Genomic DNA, 18,713 nt, shown 5'->3' on the forward strand with positions numbered 1-18,713 from the left:
CGCCCATTCACAGGGCGGTTCATCAGGAATCGAAGCAGCCGAAGACCCACTTCATCCAAAACGGATGATGGCTCGACCCACCTAAGAGGAGAGCATCTACAGGATTCGGCAACCAATCAGACAACTCATCGGCGGACCGTTGACCTCACCCACCCGCATCCTGCACGGCCCGCTCTTCCCCCGTCGCACTCCACTGGATCGAGCGAACGCGGCCAGTCGCATCAGCGCCTACGTCTACGGCAATATCCTCATCCTCGCCGCCCTGATTCCGGTGACCACCACCGCAGAACACGTCGGAATCCTCATCGTCCTGGGCGCCGCGGTCTCGACCTTCATCGCCCACACCTTCGCCGAGGCCGTCGGACACTCCGTGCGCGACAACCGAACCCCCGATCTCCGGGACCGCCTCACCACCCTCCGCGACGCCGTCCCCATCCTCACCTCCGCCCTCCTCCCCTGCGCCATCCTCGCCTCCGCCGCGTTCGGCTGGCTCACCCCGCGCACCGCCCAGATCGCCGCCGAAGCCGCCATGCTGGTCCGCATCGGCGGCATCGTCCTCGTCATCGAACGCCTCAAAGGCACCCGCCCCGGCCGCTCCACCCTCATCGCGGCCCTGCTCCTGACCGCCGCCGCCACCACGGTCGTCCTCGTCAAGATCGTCCTCACGCATTGACGCCCGCGACGCGCCCCGTGCGGGTGACGCCGGACTTCGAAAGCGAAACAGGCACAATCAGGTCATGTCCTCCCGTTCGACGCCCGCTCCGGATCAGGCCGGCTACTCGGTCCGCACCGTGGCCGAGCGGCTCGGCATTCCGACGGCGACGCTGCGCAGCTGGAATCGGCGGTACGGGATCGGGCCGCGGCAGGATCGGCCGGGGCGGCATCGGCTCTACAGCGAGGCCGATGTGATGGTGCTGGAGCGGATGACCGAGCTGATTCGGGCGGGATCGACGCCGGCGGGGGCGGCGGTGGCTGCTCGGGGGCCGGCATTGTCGTTCGGGGATCGGGATGCGTTGCTGGCGGCGGCGTTCACGCTCGATACCGCGGTGGTGTGCGAGCTGCTGGAGAAGCATCTGCACGCGTACGGGGTGGTGGAGACGTGGGATCGGTTGTGCCGTCCGGCTTTCGCGGAGGTGGTGGCGCGGCAGCTCGGCGGCGAGGGGTGCGTCGATGTCGAGCATCTGCTGTCGTGGTGCATTACCGCGGTGCTGCATCGCGGGGTGCCGCCGGTGGCGAGCGGCGGCGCCCTGGTGATGGCCTGCACCAGCGGGGAAACCCATGCGCTGCCGCTGGAGGTGTTGCGGGCAGCGCTGGCCGAGCGCGGGGTGGGAGCGCGCATGCTCGGGCCGAACGTGCCCGGCGACGCCCTCGCCGACACTTTGGCCCGTATCCCGGCTCCGGCGACCGTCATGCTGTGGTCACAGCAGGAATCGACGGCGCTGACCTCGGCGATCCGCGCGTGCCTGGATGCCGGTGCCCGGGTGTTCGTGGGCGGTCCGGGCTGGGACAGTCTGATTCTGCCCACGGCGGTGGTGCCGATCGCCTCGCTCACCGACGCGATCGAACAGCTCGCCGGAGCCGGCGGGGAGTAGCGGCGACCGTCCGGACAGAGCAGCGATGCGGACCCGGCAAGCTGCCGGTGCGGCGACTGCTCGTGCGCAGCAACGGGTTCGGGCGAGCAGCGGTCATGCAGGGCCCGTCAGTGCGGTCACCGCCTCTTCCAGGGAGCTGAGCAACTGCCGGCCGGAAGCGGCGTGTGAGTGGTTCCAGCCGGGACCGGCGAGCCAGACGGGGCCGGGGCCGGCGGCGGTGGCGGCCTCGGGGTGCGCCGTGCCGGGGGTTTGTGACCACAGCACCACCCCGGCGTGGGGGCCGCGGCGCGAGAGGGATTGCGCGAGAGCGGTGGCGGGGACGTCGGCTCCGAGTAACAGTGCGGCGCGGCCTTGTTCGGCGAGGGCGGCGCGCAGGATTTCCAGGGGCAGGACGTGGCGTTCGCCGGGAGCGCAGGCGAGTACGAGACCACGGGCGCCCGCGGGTTCGGCCAGGCGGGGGACGCAGCGGTGCAGGCTGGTGGTCAATGCCCAGGACAGGAGGTGTTCGACGTCGATGTAGCCTTCGCCGGCGTCCTGGCGAGTGACTATGTGCGCGAAGGCCGGACGGCACAGGGTGTTCCAGGTGGCGGTGACGCCGTGGTGGGTGAGGTGGGCGGAGAGCAGGTCGAGCAGCCTGGTCACGTCCATGCGTTCGGTGGCCGCGAGCACGGGTTCGAGCGCGCCGGGTTCCGGTGCGGGAGTGAGCAGTACGCGTGCCGCCTGCGCCGCGCTGGCGGGGGTGGCGCCGGCGCGGACCAGTTCGACCATCCGGGCCAGGACGGCCAGATCGGCGAGCGTGTAGTAGCGGTGGCGGCCCGGGAGGTGTTGCTGGGGGCCGAGACCGTAGCGCTGATTCCAGCTGCGCAGGGTGGCGACCGGGATGCCCAGCCGCCGCGCGGCGGTGCCGACGGTGAATTCCGTGACGGTGTCCGGTCCCCGTTCCGCGGCCGTCATGGTCGCCGGACACCCGCCGCCGCACGGCCTCCCCGATGGGATCCGCCCTGATATTCGTACACCGCGGCCGCCGCGGACAGCAGCCCCCAGATCGTGGTTACCGCAAGGGCTTTCGGGCGTTCGGCGCGGCCGGCGAGAGCGTGGGCGAACACCGCGGTGTCGGCGGCATCGGAGGCGATGCGCACGGCGACCGCGGCGGTACGCGCGGGGCGGTTCCGGGCCACGGCCAGCGCCAGGCCGGAGGCGAGATCGCGGAGCGCGACCATGCGGGCGAGCGCGCGGAGCTCCGGCTCGGCGCCGATGCCCAATCCCGCGGGGCGCAACAGGATTTCGGGCCGGACGGCGACCGCCGCACCGTATGCGGCGGTCGCGACGCCCAGTACACGCAGCGGGACGGAGGGATTCATCGCGTCACCGCCGTCCCGGTGCGCTCGGGGCGGCTGTCCCGGTGATGCAGGACCAGTTGCAGCGCATCGAGGTATCCCGCCCGGAATCCGGCCTCGGAATAGGTGAGATACAGCCGCCACATGCGCCGGAAGATCTCGTCGAAACCGAGGGCGTCGACTTCCCGTTCGGCGGAAGCGAAGCGCGCTTCCCACAGGCGCAGCGTGTGCGCGTAGTGGAGGCCGAGCGACAGCCGGTCGGCGATCTCGAGCCCGGTGTGCCGGGAAAGCAGTTGCCGCAGCAGGGTTTCCGATGGCAGGAAGCCGCCCGGGAAGATGTACTTCTGTACCCAGGTGTGGGTATCGCGGCTGGCAAGCATCCGGTCGTGCGGCATGGTGATGGCTTGGAGCGCGATCCGCCCGCCCGGCGCGAGCACTCGTTCGAGGGTGGTGAGATAGCCGGGCAGGTAGCTGTAGCCGACGGCTTCGATCATCTCCACCGAGACGACCGCGTCGTATCGCCCCTCGACATCGCGATAGTCGAGCAGATCGATGGTCACCCGGTCGGCGACGCCCGCCGCGGCCACGCGCTCTCGTGCCAGCCGCTGCTGCTGCGCGGAGAGCGTGATGGAGCGGACGGTCGCTCCGCGCTGAGCGGCTCGAATGGCGAGTTCGCCCCAGCCGGTGCCGATTTCGAGCACGGTGCTGCCCGGGCCGACCGCCGCGCCGTCGAGCAGGCGATCGACCTTGTTGCGCTGGGCCCGCGCCAGATCGTCCCAGACCGGCGCCGGTTCGAGCCGGTCGAACAGAGCGGCGGAGTAGGTCATGGTTTCGTCCAGGAACAGCGCGAAGAAGTCGTTGGACAGGTCGTAGTGATAGGCCGCGTTGCCGCGCGCACCATCCGGAGTGGCGCGAGTCCGGCGCGGCCGGCCCGGCAGCAGCAGCGACCGGAAGACCTGCAGCGGAACGGGAATCAACCGGCCGAGGTCCGTGGCCAGCACGGTGAGCACGGCGGCCGGATCCGGGGCCGACCATTCGCCGAGCATGTAGGACTCGCCGAAGCCGATGAGCCCGCTGACGGCGATCCGGGCCGCGAACGCGTCCGGGTCGTGCAGCACCATGTGCGGAGCCGCCGGATCGTGGACGCCGCCGCCGATCGAGCTGCGGCCTGGCAACTCGACCCGGAGCGGAAGTCGTCGCACCGCACGCTCGAACAACGCCATGACCACGGGGCGGCCGACGGCGGCGCGCACACCACGCGGTACTGGCCATCGCGCTGACTGCGGATCGGGCGGGGTGGGCGGCGCGGGATCGGCCGTGGCGCGGGGTGCGGTATCGGCCGCGCACGAAATGGTGGTCATGACAGAGCCTCCTGGGACAGGGACCGGGTGCGGGGGAAGATCGGCAGGCCGCGAGCGCGCAACCGCACGCCCTGCCAGCGGATGAGAGCGGCGATCCGCCAGGTCTCGAGCGGATGCGCGCACAGGACGCGGAGCACGGTCCGTGGATGCGCGGGGTGCACCTGCCCGTGGACGGTGGCGGCGAATCGGGTGGCGCCGTCCGGCGCCTCGAGCACGATCGCCAGCCGCAGGCGGGTATCGGGCACGGGCAGGCGCAATCGGTAGCGACCGGCGACGGGGTTGAACGGCGAGACGTAGAACTGTTTGCCGACCACGGCATTCGCGTCCGGCACCAGGTAGCGATGCCTGCCGCCGTAGGTGTTGTGCACCTCCGCGACCACGCAGCGCAGCGCGCCGGTGCCGTCGTGACACCAGTACACGGTGAGCGGGTTGAACACGTAGCCCAGCACCCGGGCATTGGTGAGCATCAGGATGCGGCCGCCATCGAGTTCGATGCCCTCGCCCGCGAGGTAGCTGGTGATGTTCTCGCGCACGGTCGCCTCGGGGTCGCCGAGATGATCCCGGGCCTGGAATCCGGCGAACATGCGCAGTGGCCATGGGAGAGAGGGCAGTTCGTCGACATCCACCAGCCAGCTGTAACTGCGGTAGGCGAAGGCGTGCCGCAGCGGTTCGCGGCGACCGTGACGAATCACGGTGCGCACCAGGCGAGCCCGGGTCACGGCACTTCCTGTGCGGACGGCAGCGAGATGGTCGGCCGGGTGCTCCACCGGCCGCCGATGCGTTCGGCGGCGCGCAATCCCGACAGCGCCCCGTCCTCGTGGAAGCCCCAGCCGTGATACGCACCGGCGAAAGCGACGATGTGGTCACCGATTTCGGGCAGCCGCCGCCGGGCTGCCATCGATTCGGGCGTGTACTGCGGATGCTCGTAGGTCATGGTGGCCAGCTCCGCGTCCGGTGCGACCTGATCGCCGTCGCCGAGGGTGACCAGGAACCGGCGGCCGGTGACGGGCAGCCTTTGCAGGCGGGTCAGGTCGTAGCTGACCAGCACCCGATCCGGGGCGGCCGTGCAATGCGGGAGCCGGTAGTTCCACGACGCCCGCGCACCGCTACGCCGGGGCAGTACCGACACGTCCGTGTGCAGGACGGTCCGATTGGTCGAATAGGGCAGTGCGGCAAGCAGTTCGGATTCGGCGGCGGTCGGGGCATCCAGCATGCGCAGCGCCTGAGCGGGGTGGGTGGCGATCACGGCGGCGTCGAAGAAGTCCACGTGATCGGCGTCGTCGCGGACGGCCACCGTGCGGGCGGCGCGATGCACCGTCCGCACCGGCACCCCGGACCGCACCTCACGCACCCCCGCCGCGACGGCCCGCACATAGGTCCCGGAGCCGCCGGACACGGTGCGCCAGGCCGGTGAACCGAACACGGTGAGCATGCCGTGATGCTCGAGGAAGGTGAACAGGTAGCGGGCCGGGTAGCGCAGTGCGAGTCGGGGCGGGCACGACCACACCGCGGCCACCACCGGCACCATGAAATGGGCGGTGAAATAGGCGGAAAATGCCCCGGCACTGAGGAATTCGCCCAGGGTGCGGTGTTCGTCGCCGGGTGCGTCGAGTTCGGCGCGGGCCAGGCGATGGAATCGGATGATCTCGCCGAGCATGCGCAGATACGGGCCGCGGGTGAGCGTGCTCGGCTCCGGGAACAGTCCCCGCGCGCCTTTCGCCCCGGCGTATTCGAGGCCGCAGCCATCACACCGAATCGACATCGACATATCGGATTCCTGGGTGCGGACGCCCAATTCACCGAACAGGCGCAGCAGCGTCGGATAGGTGCGGTCGTTGTGCACGATGAACCCGGAGTCCAGGCCCAGCAACTCACCCGTGCCGTCGGCGTGCGCGGGCACGCAGTGCGTGTGCGCATGCCCGCCGAGCCGCGAATCCGCTTCGTAGAGCACGACTTCGCAATCGCGGGCCAGCACCCAGGCGGCGGTCAGCCCGGCCACTCCGCTGCCGATCACCGCGACCCGGCGGCGCTCTCCCGTCAGCGCGCGCACAGCGGCTCGATCCCCTCGAAGCCGCCGGTGACCGGGGAGGTGAGCAGCAGGCAGGAGTCGACGCCGGCCGCGTCCAGCCCGGACCGGATGGCGGCCCATTGCGCGGCATCGGGATCCGGGGTGCGCGAGAGCACGAATCCGGCCGTGCGCTCGGGGTTCACGACGACCGCCCACCCGTAGCCGGGGTCCAGGGCGGTGACGATGTAGTTGGTGGCGGGTGCGGTTTCGCCCCGGAAGGACACGCCCAGTTGGGCATTGGTTTCCGGATCGTTGACGCGGGCGGTGCCGGTGAGTTCGTCGCGGGCGCCCAGCCAGGTGGTGCACGAATTGCGCACGGTCAATCCCGTGGGCGCGGGCTCGTAGACGGCACGGGTGTCACGGGCGCACAGCAGGTTGAACGGTTGCGGGATCGCGGCCAGTTGCAGCCAGGTGCCCAGATAGCGCTGGGTGTCCAGGTTCGGCACGGGGGCCGGGGGTGCGGCGGTGGCGGTGCCGCCGGCCGCGAAGGAGAGGGCGGCGGCCGCGATGACGGCCGTCCCGATGCGGGCAAGGGATGAGGGGGTGGTCATGGTGTCCTCCGCCGGTTCGGCGATCCGGTGGGCTGTCCGGGTCGCGACTACGACGCTATCATGCAATCGATGCACAAACGATGCAACGTTTTGGTGAAACGAACTCACCGGTCGCCGCATCGCCCCGTCCCATCGCAGGAGAAGCGCGCCATGGCCGATTTGCCCACCGTCGTCGACACCGTCCTGGACCGCACCGTGGCGCTCGGCTACGGACGCCTCGGATTCCAGATCCGGAATCGCTGGTGGACGCCGCTGCCGCCGGACGCCTTGCGCGGCCGGACCGCGCTGGTCACCGGTGCGAACTCCGGGATCGGCAAGGCGATCGCCACGGGATTGGCAGGTCTTGGCGCGGCGGTGACCATGGCGGTCCGGGATCCGGCGCGCGGCGCGCTCGCGGCGGCGGACATCGTCGCCGCGGTACCGGATGCCCGGCTGACCGTCGAACTGTGTGACGTGTCCGATCTTTCGGACGTCTGGCGGTTCGCGGTCGATCAGCTCGATGCGGGTGATCGGCTCGACCTGCTGATCCACAATGCCGGGGTGCTGCCCGCCGCGCGCACGGAGAGCCCGCAGGGGCACGAAAGCTGTTTGGCCACCCACATTCTCGGCCCCGTACTGCTCACCGAGCTGCTCGCTCCGGCGCTGGCCCGCGCCGAGAACGGTCGCGTCATCACGGTGTCGTCGGGCGGTATGTACACTCAGCGGCTGCCGGTCGACGACTTCGAATACCGCGGCGGGGACTATCGCGGTGCGACCGCGTACGCACGCACCAAGCGCATGCAGGTGGCGTTGACCCCGGTGCTGGCCGAACGCTATGCCGGACAGGGGATCTCGGTGCACTGCATGCATCCGGGCTGGGTCGACACCCCGGGGGTCGCGGCCTCGCTGCCGAGGTTCCGGGCGCTGACGGGCCCGCTGCTGCGCACCCCGGCCGAAGGCGCGGACACCGCGCTCTGGCTGGCCGCCACCGACGTGCCTTCGGGCCGCTTCTGGCACGATCGCCGGGCCCGGCCCGAGCACTACCTGCCCTGGACCCGAGAAACGCGGGCCGACCGCGAGCGGCTGTGGCGCTGGTGCGCTGCCGCGGCCGGGGTCCCGGTGGGCTGAACGCCGTTCGAATTCCGTTGTGGCCGCTCGGTTCTCACATACCGTTGAATTCGACGATCGGCGGCGGATAGTCACCGCTCAGCATGCCCGCCCGCCACGGCCGGTGGATCTCCGCGCCCGGCAGCCCGGCGAGCTCCGGCAGCCAGCGCCGTACGTAATCGCCGTCCGGATCGAAGCGTTCGGCCTGCCGCAGCGGATTGAGCACCCGGCTGGAGCGGGTGTCGGTGCCGGTGCCGGCCATCCACTGCCAGTTCATCCGATTGTTGGCGATATCGCCGTCCACCAGCCAGCGTTCGAAATGCCGGGCGCCGATACGCCAATCGATGCGCAGGGTCTTGACCAGGAAGCTGGCCGCGATCAACCGCGCCCGTCCCGGCATCCAGCCCTGCTCCGTGAGTTGGCGCATGCCCGCGTCGACCATGGGCAGGCCGGTGCGGCCCGCTTTCCAGGCGGCGACCGCGTGCGGATCGCGCTGCCACGGTTCGAACGCGGGCCGGTAGTCCTCGACGGCGACTTCGGGGCGATCGGCCAGGACCTGGTGATAGAAGTCGCGCCAGGCGATCTGCCGGACGAAGGCGAGCCCGCCCGGATCGGCAGCGTCGGTGCGGTGGACGATCTCCGCGGCGGACAGGCAGCCGAAGTGCAGGTAGGGCGACAGACCGGAGGTGCCGTCGTGCGCGGGCAGGTCCTTGGTCGCCTCGTACTGCCGCACGGGACCGGACAGCCACTGCGCGAGCAGTTTCCGGCCGGTGGTCTCGCCGCCGACGGCCAGCGACGGGGAACCGGGATCGGCGCACAGTTCGCCGGGAGCGGGGATCTCCACGCTCTCGACAGCCGGCACGGTCAGCGCTTTCGGGGCGGCGAGCGGCCGGCGCATGGGCGTATCGAGCCAGCGGCGGAAGTACGGGGTGAAGATCGCGTAATGGGTGCGGCCGGTGTCCGGACGGAGCGCGGTCGCATCGACCGCGGTGATCGATGCCGGGTGCGGGCGCAGGTCGCAGCGGATCTCGGCGAGCCGGTCCCGCAGCGCCGCCGAGCGTTCCACGCTGTAGCTGGTGACGTCGGCCGCCAGGTGCACCCGGTGCGCTCGCACCTCGCGCGCGACCTGGGCGACCACCTCGGCGATCCGGCCGCGCCGCACGATCAGCCGCCCGCCGCGCGACCGCAGTTCGGCATCGAGTTCGGACAGGGCGGCGACGAGGAATCGCATCCGGTTCGGCGCGTGGCGGACCTTGTCGAGCAGTTCGGTATCGAGCACGAACAGCGGCACCACCGCGTCACCGTCCGCGCAGGCGGCCGTCAGCGCCGGGTTGTCGTGCACGCGCAGGTCTCGGGTGAACAGTGCGATGGATGCGGTCATACACCACCATAAACACATATCGATTCACAATCGATGCAATGTCGGGTATGTCGCACCCGCTTCTCACACCGGCCGCGGGTCGGCATTCAAACCGCCGCCGTTTCAAACACGCTGCGGCGCAAGTGCTCCGAACCGGCGGAACGGGTCCAGCCACCACTGTTGGCCCATGTTCGAGCTTTACCACCCATCGAATCCACCATTACACTCTCTTTAAGCTCCCCCTCCGGCCGGTTCGACTCGGCAGCGGAATGCTCTGGTGCGCAACCCCTTGGAAGCAGTTCGACGCGCAGGAATGGAGACGGTGATGAGCGTGACCACGGCGATCGACTCCCCCACGACCCCGGCGGTTGTCCGCGAACGAGTGGACGCGGCGCTGCACGAATTCCTGGATCGCAAAGCCGAATCCGCCGCCGCCCGCCGCCTGCCCAGAGACCTGGTCGACACCGTGCGATCGTTCCTGTTCGCCGCCGGGGCGCGCCGGCACGCCCTGTTCTGCGTACTCGGCTGGCAGGCGGGCGGCGGCGCCGGACTCCCCGAGCGGGTGGTGCGCGGCGCCGCGGCTGTCGAATTGCTGCAGGCCGCGACCCGCATCCAGGACGACATGCTGCAGGGCGTCGGCATCCGCAATGGGCGGCCGACCGTGCACCACACCGTGGCCGACCGTTGCCGGGGCACCCGCGGCTGGACGCCGCCGGAGCGGTTGGGTGCGCGCGCCGCGGTCATCATCGGTGACTGCGGCCTGGCATGGGCGCAGGAGTTGTTGCACAGCGCCGGGGCCGAGGACGGCGGTGCGGCAGCGGTGTTCGATGCCATGCGCACCGACTTCGGCTATGCGCGCTATCTCGAATTGCTGACCACCGGCCGGCCGTCCGCCGATCTCGAACAGGCTTGGGAGATCATCCATTTCCGGCAGGTCGCGTGCGGGGTCGAGCATCCGCTGCACCTGGGCGCGCGGCTGGCCGGGGCCGATCGCGAGGTGCTGACGGCGCTGTCGGACTATGCCCGGCCGGTCGGCGAAGCGTTCGGGTTGCGCGCCGAACTCGACGGTGTTTTCGGGCACCCGGATACCGGTTCGGGCGATCTGCGGGATGGGAAACACACCGTGCTGCTGGCGCTGACGCTGCGGCAGGCCGAGCCGGTGCAGCAGGATCGGCTGCGCGGTCTGGCCGGAAACCCGCGCCTGGACGAGCACGATTCCGCGGACTGTCGCGAAATCATCTCGGCGACAGCGCTTTCCACGGTGCAGGAGTTGATAGGCGACCGCCGGTCGGCGGCCGCGGCGGTGCTGGCGGGCGCGCCGTTTCCACCGTCCACGACGGCGGCGCTGCGTGAAATCGCCACCGCCGTTCCGGATTTCCGGCAGCGTCTGCCCTGACGGCCGATCGCCGCTAGGCCGAGCCGCCCGCGCGCGCCAATCGCACGCCGGCGAGCCCCGTCCAGCACAGTCCGGCGGTCGTGGCGACGGCGTCGGGCTTGGGCAGGGGCTTGCCGGTGATCGCCCAGTGCCGAGCACAGGACTGCGCGATGGCCACCACCTCCGCCGCGATCAGCCAGCCGTGCTCGGCGCGCGCCAAAGGCTGCGCCGCCGAGGCTTGCAGCAGCGCCCCCGTGCAGATCGTGGTGGCCTGGCGGGCCATGCGCTGGGCCGAAGGTTCCTCGGCCACCGCGGCATCGGCCAGCAGAGCGGCGCTGCGCGGATGGGCGTCGGCGAAATCGAAGATGGCGGCCACCATCGCCTCGGTGACCGCCTGCATGCCCTCGGCGGACACCAGCGCGGCGGCGAGCGTCTCCTCCAGCACCTGCACGGCCTCGTGCAGCACCGCCAGATACAGCTCCAGCTTGCTCGAGAACGACTTGTACAAAACCGGTTTGCTGATCCCCGCGCGGCAGGCGATCTCGTCCATGCTGGCGGCGCGATAACCGCAGGCAGCGAACAATCCGGCCGCTGCGGACAGGATCACCCGCTGACGCTCCCGATTAGCTCGGGCCCTCGGCCTGTTCACCACGAGACCACCTCCTCGGCCCCTCACAGTACAGTCGGCCGGCTCACGACGTGCCGGCCGCGGACCGCATCAACCACACCCTGGGGCCTTTGCCCGGTAAATCCAGTACCCCGCTCACCTCGAATCCGAACCGCTCGAAGTACGGGACGTCGCCCGCGTTCGCCGTTTCCAGATGCGCGGCCACGCCTTCGTTCCGGCAGCGCTCCAGCCCGTACTCGACGAGCGCGGCCCCGTATCCGCGGCCTCGCGCGTGCTCGGCGGTGCCGACCGCCAGCAAATGCCAGTGCGGCTCCTCCACATTCGCCTGCCAGATCAATGTCGTGGCCTTCATGGCCCGGCGCACTCGAACCCCATAGGCCACTCGGGTGTTCACCCGGTCCAACCAGCTGGCCCGCGGCGGTAGTCGATGCGGATTGGCCCACAGCGCACCCGCGACCAACTGGCCGGTCGCCTCGGAAACCACATCGACACCATCGCCCGCGGCTCGTATCCCTCGCGCCGAAGCCCCGAACACCCTCCGCAACTGCCACTCCCGCACCCGCTCTCCCGGGTGCGTCCACTGCGCCAGCCCATCGCCTTCGAACGCCGCCCCCAGCAATCGTGCGATCCCCGCGAAATCCCCCGGCTCGCCACGCCGCACAACGCTCCCACATCGCTGCCCGAATTCACTCACCCGGCAATGCTATTGCCTGCCAACACACTCGGCGGTACGGATCGCGAGAGCTGGTCCAGAGGCTGCGGGGTCAGGCCGCCGGAACCGGTTCCTCGGGGCGGCCGGCAGTGCGGCGCGGGTGCGCGAGGAAGGCCGCGATCGGCGCCACCACCGCCGCGACGAAGCCTGCGGCAAACCCGTTGCCGTACAGGTTGAGTCCGGCCACCAGGGCGCCGGTCACCTGGGCGGTGGAGGCGTGGAAGAAACCGGCCACCACGCCCCAGTGCGGGCCGAATCGGCCGGCGATCGGCGCCAGGCAGGTGCCGTACAGCGCGGCCCAGATCAGCCCCGGGTCGGTCAGTTCGAAAGGCTTCAGCAAGCCCGCGAGCACGACGCCCGCGACGATCGGCACGATATTGAGCGCGTGCTTGCCGCAGGCGCCGAACCCCATGACGCTCAGGATCCCCGCCACCACAGGGCCGTTCAGGTGTGCGCCGATGACGAATACGTACCCGGTTGCCAGTGCGCCGATCACCGCCATGTTGAGCAGTACGGCGGCCGCGCCATCGCCGGTGAGGAAGTCCGAAGGGGCGCGACCGTCGCGACGCAGCAATTGCCGGTAGGCGCGCCAGGGCGACCGATCGCACAGGAACGCGGAAATCAGTGTGGCGCCGAGGATCACCATCAACAGGATCGCCAGCGGCCCGTCGTTGCCCGAGGTCCACACCATTTCCGGTTGCGGGCGCAGCCCGAAGGCCCGGTACACCGACACCACCACCGCCCCGACCACGCCGGCGACGAATCCCATGTTGTAGAGACTGAATCCGGCATGCGTATGGAAAAGCCGCTGCGCCACCGCCGGCACCACGAACCCGATCAGCACCGAGGTGCCCACCCCGAGCACCAGTCCCACCCACGTCGGCAACCTGGTGGTGAAAGCCAGCACCGAGAAGATCGGCGACAGTGCCGTGGCGAAGAACGCCGTCGACACATGATCGGCGAGCCGATCACCACGCACCCACGCATACAGGGCAACTCCCAGCAGCACGGGCCAGATATTGAACAGAGTCTTGCCGTACAGCGCAGTCCCGAGCACCAGCAATAGGCACGCCACCGCCGCACCGTCCACGACGGCCCCGGTAACCCGATAAATCGCGCAAGCCACCAACGCCACCACCCCGGCCTGCACGAACGCTCCCCCGAGCCCACCGACCCCCACGAAATCGGTGATCACCTGATCCCGGGCGAACACGATATCGCCGATCCCATGCAGCACATCATCAGGAGCATCGACGACAAACCCGAAAACCACGAACGCCATCGACATCCCCACAATGAGCACAAACAGCGCCCGATGACCATTCCGGTCCTCGATACTCGCCAACGTTCCCCTTCCTCCGCCCGGACGGGTGATAACGCATTCCCGGCCATCTTCGCCGCTGCACCCGCACCGATTGCGGATTGAGGCAGCGAAACGCGGCGGACCGTCAACGGTGGAGATGGCCGCCGCCTTTCCCGGCCGCGACCAGTCCGGCATGCGCCTCGGCGATGTCGTCGACGGACCAGAAGACGAGCGGATGACCGACCCACGGCTTCGACGACAAGATGATCCCGCCATCGAATGCGGCGAAATCCGGCCCCTGAAAGGTCGGTGCCGCACCCAGCACAGCGGTGAATGCCGCTGCGCTGGAATCGATGTCGGCGGACAGCCGGACGCGGTAGCGCCTTCAGTGTTGCATGAGGGCGTCTTGTAAGGCGGTTGCCGCGTTGGCCTGCCCCTGTTTCAACAGGCCCTCGATCGCCCGTTCCAGCGGATCGCCGGTGGCTTTGGGCCCGGCATTGAGGATCGCGACGTCGATCAGGCGTTGATCGGCGAATCCGGTGACCCCGCTTTCACCGGACTTGCGCACGTTCACCGGGGGCAAACGCACCGCACTCGGTTTCGCGGCCGCGATGAGCATGTACCCGCCGGTCGAGAATCCGGTCAGGGTGCCCAGGGACCATTCCTCCAGCCGTCCCTGACTCGTCACCTTGATGCCGTGACCGGTCTGCACGCCGGCGTCGGCCTCGGTCGGAACGTCGGTGCGCTCCGGTCCCGGCATGACGCCACCGAAGGTCTGGTAGACCAGGATGTTGATCGCCTGTGTCGGATCGGTGCCGCGGGTGATTATTACGTACTCACCCTTCTCGAGGTTGGCGAGCTGGGCTTCCTGCTTCTGCTGCGCCTGTTTCAAGTTGTTCGCCAGCAGCCGATTCTCGTTGTTCGCCAAGGCCGCCTCACACGCGGCGGCATCGACTTCCCACCTCTGCACCCGCGCCTTGGCCATCCGGACCAGCTTGTTATAGGCATAGGCGACGTCTTGTTCGGTAAAGGTTCTCTCGGCGTCTTCGACGGAGACCTGAGTCACGAGGGTGAGCAACTTGTGTAGCGCCCCGGTCGATTTGGTGGGTGGATCGACTCTGTCCGCCAAGATCTTCGCCCCCTCCCTGAAGTCCTTCTGCGGGAAGGTCTCGGTGCCGCCGGATTTGGTGCGATCCGTAAGAACGAGCATGGCGTACTCCAGTGCCGATTCATGCAGGGACGCAATCAGTTTGCGCCGGGCTCCGAAGGGATACCGTCACTTTGAGCGGGGACGTGCCGCGGGCATGGGGACCGCTGGGTCCGCTCACTTCGAAATGGTCCCTGCCCGTTGATCTTCCGGGTAGAGCGCACGTGTCATCCAGATCGAGGCGCCACGTTCGGGATCGGGGTCTACGCGTCCGCTGTGATCAAAGCCGAGCTTCTCCAGCACCCGTAACGAGGCGGTATTCCATTCCCGCACCGTCGCCCACAGCCGCCGCCGGCCGGTGCGTTCAGCCGCCTCGACAACCGCGCGCGCCGCCTCGGTCGCGTAGCCGAACCCGTGAGCACGCCGGGCCAACTCGTAGGCGATCTCCGGTTCGTCGAAGGAACCCTGCCCGACTATCAAGCCGCAGTAACCGATGAACTCGCCGGTGCTGCGAAGTTCGATGGGAAGCACCCGAGACCGGGGTCGGCACCCATCGGGTTGGCTACCGCCCATGCGCGCATATCCTCGACCGTCGGCCGCCCGGTCGCGTCGATCCGGCGTCGCGCGCGTACATCTCGTTCGATCCACAGTGCACGATGTTCCTCGGCGTCGGATGGAAGCCAAGGTCGCAGCCGCAGCCGCTCGGTCAACAGACTCGCCGGAAACTCCGCGTACCTCGCCACCACCCGAATCTAGAAGATCCGGCCACTGGCAGGCCGGCATTTGCGGGCCGCCGGAAATGATCTCGGCCCGTTGATCGCCCGCTCGAGCAAGTAGGTGCAGATCACATTCAGCGTCCGAAGTGAACAACTCGCGGGTGGCTGTGCGGTCCATCCCATCGCATTGCCCGGGGGCGGTCGAGGAACTTACCCTTCAGTCAGATCCGCTACGCCTAATGACGAAGGGTGGTACACCATGGCAACGGTCATCCTCGCTGGGATTGCGACGGCCGGCGTCTTCGCCTTCTTCCATGACGGGAACAATATGGACTTCCGTGCCCGGGAGATCGCCGAATACCGCAGCCGGAAGTAGGTTGCGGGGTCACCCGGAGGTGCGCACCAGGGTGGTGTACACGATGACGTTGGCGCGGTAGGTGCGCCGGGCGGAATCGAAATCGCCTCCGCAGGTGACCAGTTGGAGTTCCGCGTCGCCGTGGTCGGCGTAGACCGACTGGGCCGGGAAAGCGTCCTTGGGGACGGTTTCGGTGCGAGTGACCACGAAACGGGCGGTGGCGCCGTCGGCGCGAGTCACGGCGACGGCGTCGCCCGCGCGGAGTTCGCCCAGGCGGAAGAAGATCGCGGGGCCGCGGTAGGAATCGACGTGGCCGAGGATCACCGCCGAACCGCGCTCACCCGGGGCGGCTCCGAGGTCGTACCAGGAGGGCCGTTCGAAGGTCACCGGATCCTGCACCGTCCCATCGGGTTTCATGCCGATGTGGTCCAGATCGGCGGTGAGGCCGAGGGCCGGGATGGAGAGGGTGGCTGGTTCGGAGCGCGGGAGGGCGGGGGCTGCGGGCAGTGGCCCGATCGCGTGCGGGCCCGAGTGGGAGAGCGGAGGCGGCTGCCGGGTCGGTCCGGCGGCGTCGATGAGCGCGCCGCCCGCTATCAGCAAGATGGCTGCGGCCATCCAGGCGAGTGGGATTCGGAAGCGGTACTTCGGTGGCATTTCCGTTGCCCTCCAACGGATCAAGACGCATCGGGATCGGAGCGGCGTACGGTACGCGATATCAGCACGCCCGCCCCTGCCAGCGACAGCAGGCCGAAGCACCCGAGCATGGCCTTGTCCGAGGTCATCGCGCCGCCCGCTCCGGTTTCGGGATGTCCGAGCGGAACCGGATAGCCTGCGGCGCTCGAGGTGCTGCCCGTGGACTCGGGGGCCTGCGGCGTCACGCCGGGGTAGGAAGGGCGTCCCGGGACCGGGTGGGCCGTCGGACCGTCGGCGGCCGGCTGACCGGAATGGCCTTGCGCACCGGGGCCGGAATCACCACTGCCGGAACCGATCCCGATCGCCGTGCCACCAGCGGCGCTGCCTGCCGCTGCGCTGCCTGCGGCCGCGCTGCCCACTGCCGCGCTACCCACCGCCGCACTGCCCACCGCCGCACTGCCCACCGCCGCACTGCCCACCGCCGCACTGCCGACGCCCGCAGAACCGATCGCGCCGCTGCCAACCCCACCAGTGCCCACATCGGCGCTGCCCACGCCCGCACTACCCGCACCCGCACTACCCGCATCGGCACTGCCCGCATCGGCACTGCCCACGCCCGCGCTGCCGACCCCCGCACCACCAACATCAGCACTACCGGTGAGCCCGCCGCCCGCGCTCCCCGACCCGATACCGAGAAGTCCGGCCGAACCACCGGATTCGGCCGCCGACCCGGACGCGCTACCCGCCGCACTCCCCGAGTCCTGGGCGGCGGCGCTCCCGGCGGCGAGCGCGTCGCCACTGCCGGAGGCCGACCCCAGCCCGATCGCACCGCTGCCGGAATCGATTCCGCCGGAACCCGACCCGAGCACGCCGCCCAAACCGGCGGATCCGGTATCGATATCCAGCGAAATATCGGCGAATGCCAGGGGGCGCCGAGGGCAAGCATCGAGACCGCGATCGCGGTGACGCCCACCATGCGGGCGCGAGATCCAGTTACCGCTACCGGGCGGCTCTTTCGAATGTCGATCATGAAATTCTCATCTCGTACGAACCGAGAGTGCACACCTGCGGCCGCGCTGCCGGATGGCTCTCCAGTAACCAATGAGCGAATCCAGCTCGATACGAGGTTCCGGGCCCGAGACGGCACAAGTCCAACGCACAGCGGCGATCGGTCTCATCGCCGCGCGCGATAGCACCAGGCCCGCGCACCGATCGTGCGCCGCCGCCGAGATGCCGATCACAGCCGCTAGTCTCGATCCATGGAGCTCCGGCAACTGGAGTACTTCGTCGCGGTCGCCACCGAATCGAGCTTTTCGCGGGGCGCCCAGCGGGTCCATGTGGTGCAGTCCGCCGTCTCCGCGGCCATCGCGAAACTCGAACACGATCTGGGCACGCCGCTCTTCGATCGCTCCCGGCAGCGCATCACGCTCACCCCCGCCGGAGCCGCGCTGCTACCCGAAGCCCGAGCCGTCCTCGCCGCCACCCAGCGCGCCGCCGAATCGGTGACGACTTTTCGCGACCAGCTGGGCGGGAACGTCGACTTCGCGATCCTGGTTTCGAACGGCCCGATTCACCTGCCCGCGTTGCTGTCCCGCTTCCATGCCGCCCACCCGAAGGTCCGGGTGCGGATCACCCATTCGACCGGCGGCCCCGAGGAACGCATGAACGCGGTGGCCGAAGGCGCGCTGGACCTGGCGCTGATGGCGCCCCCGGCGCGCGTGCCGCGCGGTGTGCGGGTCATCCGCCTGCTGTCGGAACCGCTGGTCCTGGTCTGCTCGCCCCGCCATCGCCTCGCCACCCGCGACCACGTGGCGCTCACCGAACTGGCCGGCGAACCGTTCGTCACCTTCCCCCGCTTCTGGATCGTCCAGCGCCTCATCGACAATGCGCTCGCCGTGGACGGCATCGCGGTGGACGTGCGCTACGAGGTCAGCGACCTCGACACCATCGCCGAATTGATCCGCTAAAACCTCGGCGTGGCGATCCTGCCGCAATCCTCGGCCGCCAGGCTCGCGCCGCTGCATTGGACGGCACTGGCCGCGCCCCTCGAATGGGAGCTCTGCCTGGCCGTGCCGCTCGCCAATCCCACCCCGGCGGCCGCGGCCTTCACCGAAGCGCTGCTCGACGAATACCGGCTGACGGGCTCACTGCCGCGCGGCGGCGGCCCGCCGGAGCTGCCAGATGCGGGCCCCACCGGCTAGCGCCATGAGGAGGATGCCCGCGATCGCGGCGAAAAGCAGCGCGACACCGAGCGGCCACTCGAAGTCCCAGCCGAGGAACGAGATCACGACGCGCTGGGTGTTCTGCAGGATGAAGATCAATAAGACGATCAGCATCAGTGCGCCCGAGGCGAGGGCCAGCCAGACCCGGCCGGTTCTGGTGTGTTTGATCGGGGTCCGTGGGCGGGTGGTGGTCGCCGGTGGTGCGGCGGGCGGTGGTGCCGTCACCGGCGGCTCCGTCGGCGGCGTGGGTCTGCCGGGCGGCGTGAA

At 69.6% G+C, this 18,713-nt stretch carries 22 protein-coding genes; 6 read left to right on the top strand and 16 right to left on the bottom strand.

Annotated elements, in window-relative coordinates; translation table 11 throughout:
- The first annotated feature begins 139 nt into the window (after positions 1 to 139).
- Entirely contained in the window at positions 140 to 673 is a 534-nt protein-coding gene (locus LTV02_RS16445) for a hypothetical protein (RefSeq protein ID WP_233040829.1), read from the top strand.
- A gap of 64 nt (positions 674 to 737) precedes the next feature.
- Positions 738 to 1,592, top strand: a complete 855-nt coding sequence (locus tag LTV02_RS16450; RefSeq protein WP_233040830.1) for a MerR family transcriptional regulator — start codon at positions 738 to 740, stop codon at positions 1,590 to 1,592.
- A gap of 93 nt (positions 1,593 to 1,685) precedes the next feature.
- Here LTV02_RS16450 and LTV02_RS16455 read toward each other — a convergent pair whose 3' ends face one another.
- Genes LTV02_RS16455 through LTV02_RS16480 form a run of 6 tightly spaced genes read right to left on the bottom strand, consistent with a single transcriptional unit; the run spans position 1,686 to position 6,909 of the window.
- Positions 1,686 to 2,546 carry a MerR family transcriptional regulator gene (locus LTV02_RS16455; protein ID WP_233040831.1) on the bottom strand — a complete coding sequence of 287 codons (861 nt, stop codon included), beginning with the start codon at positions 2,544 to 2,546 and terminating at the stop codon, positions 1,686 to 1,688.
- Positions 2,543 to 2,953, bottom strand: coding sequence for a hypothetical protein (locus LTV02_RS16460; RefSeq protein ID WP_233040832.1), 411 nt, complete (start codon positions 2,951 to 2,953; stop codon positions 2,543 to 2,545). Before LTV02_RS16460 ends, LTV02_RS16455 begins: the two co-directional genes overlap by 4 nt.
- Complete coding sequence (locus LTV02_RS16465; RefSeq protein ID WP_233040833.1) at positions 2,950 to 4,290, bottom strand: SAM-dependent methyltransferase; 1,341 nt, start codon at positions 4,288 to 4,290, stop codon at positions 2,950 to 2,952. The genes LTV02_RS16460 and LTV02_RS16465 overlap by 4 nt, the downstream gene beginning before the upstream one ends.
- A complete protein-coding gene (locus LTV02_RS16470) occupies positions 4,287 to 5,009 on the bottom strand; it encodes a DUF1365 domain-containing protein (protein WP_233040834.1) in 723 nt (240 codons plus the stop codon). The genes LTV02_RS16465 and LTV02_RS16470 overlap by 4 nt, the downstream gene beginning before the upstream one ends.
- Entirely contained in the window at positions 5,006 to 6,340 is a 1,335-nt protein-coding gene (locus tag LTV02_RS16475) for an NAD(P)/FAD-dependent oxidoreductase (RefSeq protein WP_456299817.1), read from the bottom strand. The genes LTV02_RS16470 and LTV02_RS16475 overlap by 4 nt, the downstream gene beginning before the upstream one ends.
- Positions 6,328 to 6,909: a lipocalin family protein gene (locus LTV02_RS16480; protein ID WP_233040835.1), complete on the bottom strand. Its 582-nt coding sequence runs from the start codon at positions 6,907 to 6,909 to the stop codon at positions 6,328 to 6,330. The genes LTV02_RS16475 and LTV02_RS16480 overlap by 13 nt, the downstream gene beginning before the upstream one ends.
- A gap of 150 nt (positions 6,910 to 7,059) precedes the next feature.
- Between LTV02_RS16480 and LTV02_RS16485 the strand changes: the two genes are divergently transcribed.
- Positions 7,060 to 8,016, top strand: a complete 957-nt coding sequence (locus LTV02_RS16485) for an SDR family NAD(P)-dependent oxidoreductase (protein ID WP_233040836.1) — start codon at positions 7,060 to 7,062, stop codon at positions 8,014 to 8,016.
- A gap of 34 nt (positions 8,017 to 8,050) precedes the next feature.
- On the opposite strand, the gene LTV02_RS16490 is transcribed toward LTV02_RS16485, so the two are convergent.
- Positions 8,051 to 9,376, bottom strand: a complete 1,326-nt coding sequence (locus LTV02_RS16490) for a cryptochrome/photolyase family protein (RefSeq protein ID WP_233040837.1) — start codon at positions 9,374 to 9,376, stop codon at positions 8,051 to 8,053.
- A gap of 304 nt (positions 9,377 to 9,680) precedes the next feature.
- Here LTV02_RS16490 and LTV02_RS16495 point away from each other — a divergent pair, with 304 nt between their 5' ends.
- A complete protein-coding gene (locus LTV02_RS16495; protein WP_233040838.1) occupies positions 9,681 to 10,751 on the top strand; it encodes a polyprenyl synthetase family protein in 1,071 nt (356 codons plus the stop codon).
- A 13-nt stretch (positions 10,752 to 10,764) separates the two neighbouring features.
- Here the strand turns inward: LTV02_RS16495 and LTV02_RS16500 are convergent, their stop codons facing one another.
- From LTV02_RS16500 to LTV02_RS16535, 8 genes are all read right to left on the bottom strand, one after another.
- On the bottom strand, positions 10,765 to 11,337 hold the full coding sequence (locus LTV02_RS16500) for a TetR/AcrR family transcriptional regulator (protein WP_233040839.1): 573 nt from the start codon (positions 11,335 to 11,337) through the stop codon (positions 10,765 to 10,767).
- 85 nt (positions 11,338 to 11,422) lie between these two features.
- Positions 11,423 to 12,052: a GNAT family N-acetyltransferase gene (locus LTV02_RS16505; protein ID WP_233040840.1), complete on the bottom strand. Its 630-nt coding sequence runs from the start codon at positions 12,050 to 12,052 to the stop codon at positions 11,423 to 11,425.
- A gap of 70 nt (positions 12,053 to 12,122) precedes the next feature.
- Positions 12,123 to 13,352 carry a DUF1576 domain-containing protein gene (locus LTV02_RS16510; RefSeq protein WP_233040841.1) on the bottom strand — a complete coding sequence of 410 codons (1,230 nt, stop codon included), beginning with the start codon at positions 13,350 to 13,352 and terminating at the stop codon, positions 12,123 to 12,125.
- Positions 13,353 to 13,518: 166 nt separating this feature from the next.
- Positions 13,519 to 13,698, bottom strand: coding sequence for a hypothetical protein (locus LTV02_RS16515; protein WP_233040842.1), 180 nt, complete (start codon positions 13,696 to 13,698; stop codon positions 13,519 to 13,521).
- A 60-nt stretch (positions 13,699 to 13,758) separates the two neighbouring features.
- Complete coding sequence (locus LTV02_RS16520; RefSeq protein WP_233040843.1) at positions 13,759 to 14,583, bottom strand: hypothetical protein; 825 nt, start codon at positions 14,581 to 14,583, stop codon at positions 13,759 to 13,761.
- Positions 14,584 to 14,697: 114 nt separating this feature from the next.
- Positions 14,698 to 15,051 carry a GNAT family N-acetyltransferase gene (locus LTV02_RS39625; RefSeq protein WP_233040844.1) on the bottom strand — a complete coding sequence of 118 codons (354 nt, stop codon included), beginning with the start codon at positions 15,049 to 15,051 and terminating at the stop codon, positions 14,698 to 14,700.
- Positions 15,052 to 15,621: 570 nt separating this feature from the next.
- Positions 15,622 to 16,206, bottom strand: coding sequence for a class F sortase (locus LTV02_RS16530; RefSeq protein WP_233040845.1), 585 nt, complete (start codon positions 16,204 to 16,206; stop codon positions 15,622 to 15,624).
- Between the two features lie 59 nt (positions 16,207 to 16,265).
- Positions 16,266 to 17,102: a hypothetical protein gene (locus tag LTV02_RS16535; protein ID WP_233040846.1), complete on the bottom strand. Its 837-nt coding sequence runs from the start codon at positions 17,100 to 17,102 to the stop codon at positions 16,266 to 16,268.
- A 381-nt stretch (positions 17,103 to 17,483) separates the two neighbouring features.
- Between LTV02_RS16535 and LTV02_RS16540 the strand changes: the two genes are divergently transcribed.
- Entirely contained in the window at positions 17,484 to 18,191 is a 708-nt protein-coding gene (locus LTV02_RS16540) for a LysR family transcriptional regulator (protein ID WP_233040847.1), read from the top strand.
- A 9-nt stretch (positions 18,192 to 18,200) separates the two neighbouring features.
- On the top strand, positions 18,201 to 18,425 hold the full coding sequence (locus LTV02_RS16545) for a type 2 periplasmic-binding domain-containing protein (RefSeq protein ID WP_233040848.1): 225 nt from the start codon (positions 18,201 to 18,203) through the stop codon (positions 18,423 to 18,425).
- Here LTV02_RS16545 and LTV02_RS16550 read toward each other — a convergent pair.
- Complete coding sequence (locus tag LTV02_RS16550) at positions 18,369 to 18,671, bottom strand: LapA family protein (protein WP_233040849.1); 303 nt, start codon at positions 18,669 to 18,671, stop codon at positions 18,369 to 18,371. The two genes, LTV02_RS16545 and LTV02_RS16550, sit on opposite strands and share 57 nt — an antisense overlap.
- Positions 18,672 to 18,713 lie beyond the last annotated feature (42 nt).

It is taken from the genome of Nocardia yamanashiensis, from assembly GCF_021183565.1.
Taxonomy (GTDB): Bacteria; Actinomycetota; Actinomycetes; order Mycobacteriales; family Mycobacteriaceae; genus Nocardia; species Nocardia yamanashiensis.

What these genes read in the sequence shown, in the direction of transcription:
- LTV02_RS16450 (WP_233040830.1), top strand. Translation starts at nt 738, where the DNA reads ATGTCCTCCCGTTCGACGCCCGCTCCGGATCAGGCCGGCTACTCGGTC.
- LTV02_RS16455 (WP_233040831.1), bottom strand. Translation starts at nt 2,546, where the DNA reads ATGACGGCCGCGGAACGGGGACCGGACACCGTCACGGAATTCACCGTC.
- LTV02_RS16460 (WP_233040832.1), bottom strand. Translation starts at nt 2,953, where the DNA reads ATGAATCCCTCCGTCCCGCTGCGTGTACTGGGCGTCGCGACCGCCGCA.
- LTV02_RS16465 (WP_233040833.1), bottom strand. Translation starts at nt 4,290, where the DNA reads ATGACCACCATTTCGTGCGCGGCCGATACCGCACCCCGCGCCACGGCC.
- LTV02_RS16480 (WP_233040835.1), bottom strand. Translation starts at nt 6,909, where the DNA reads ATGACCACCCCCTCATCCCTTGCCCGCATCGGGACGGCCGTCATCGCG.
- LTV02_RS16485 (WP_233040836.1), top strand. Translation starts at nt 7,060, where the DNA reads ATGGCCGATTTGCCCACCGTCGTCGACACCGTCCTGGACCGCACCGTG.
- LTV02_RS16490 (WP_233040837.1), bottom strand. Translation starts at nt 9,376, where the DNA reads ATGACCGCATCCATCGCACTGTTCACCCGAGACCTGCGCGTGCACGAC.
- LTV02_RS16495 (WP_233040838.1), top strand. Translation starts at nt 9,681, where the DNA reads ATGAGCGTGACCACGGCGATCGACTCCCCCACGACCCCGGCGGTTGTC.
- LTV02_RS16510 (WP_233040841.1), bottom strand. Translation starts at nt 13,352, where the DNA reads ATGGCGTTCGTGGTTTTCGGGTTTGTCGTCGATGCTCCTGATGATGTG.
- LTV02_RS16520 (WP_233040843.1), bottom strand. Translation starts at nt 14,583, where the DNA reads ATGCTCGTTCTTACGGATCGCACCAAATCCGGCGGCACCGAGACCTTC.
- LTV02_RS16530 (WP_233040845.1), bottom strand. Translation starts at nt 16,206, where the DNA reads ATGGCCGCAGCCATCTTGCTGATAGCGGGCGGCGCGCTCATCGACGCC.
- LTV02_RS16540 (WP_233040847.1), top strand. Translation starts at nt 17,484, where the DNA reads ATGGAGCTCCGGCAACTGGAGTACTTCGTCGCGGTCGCCACCGAATCG.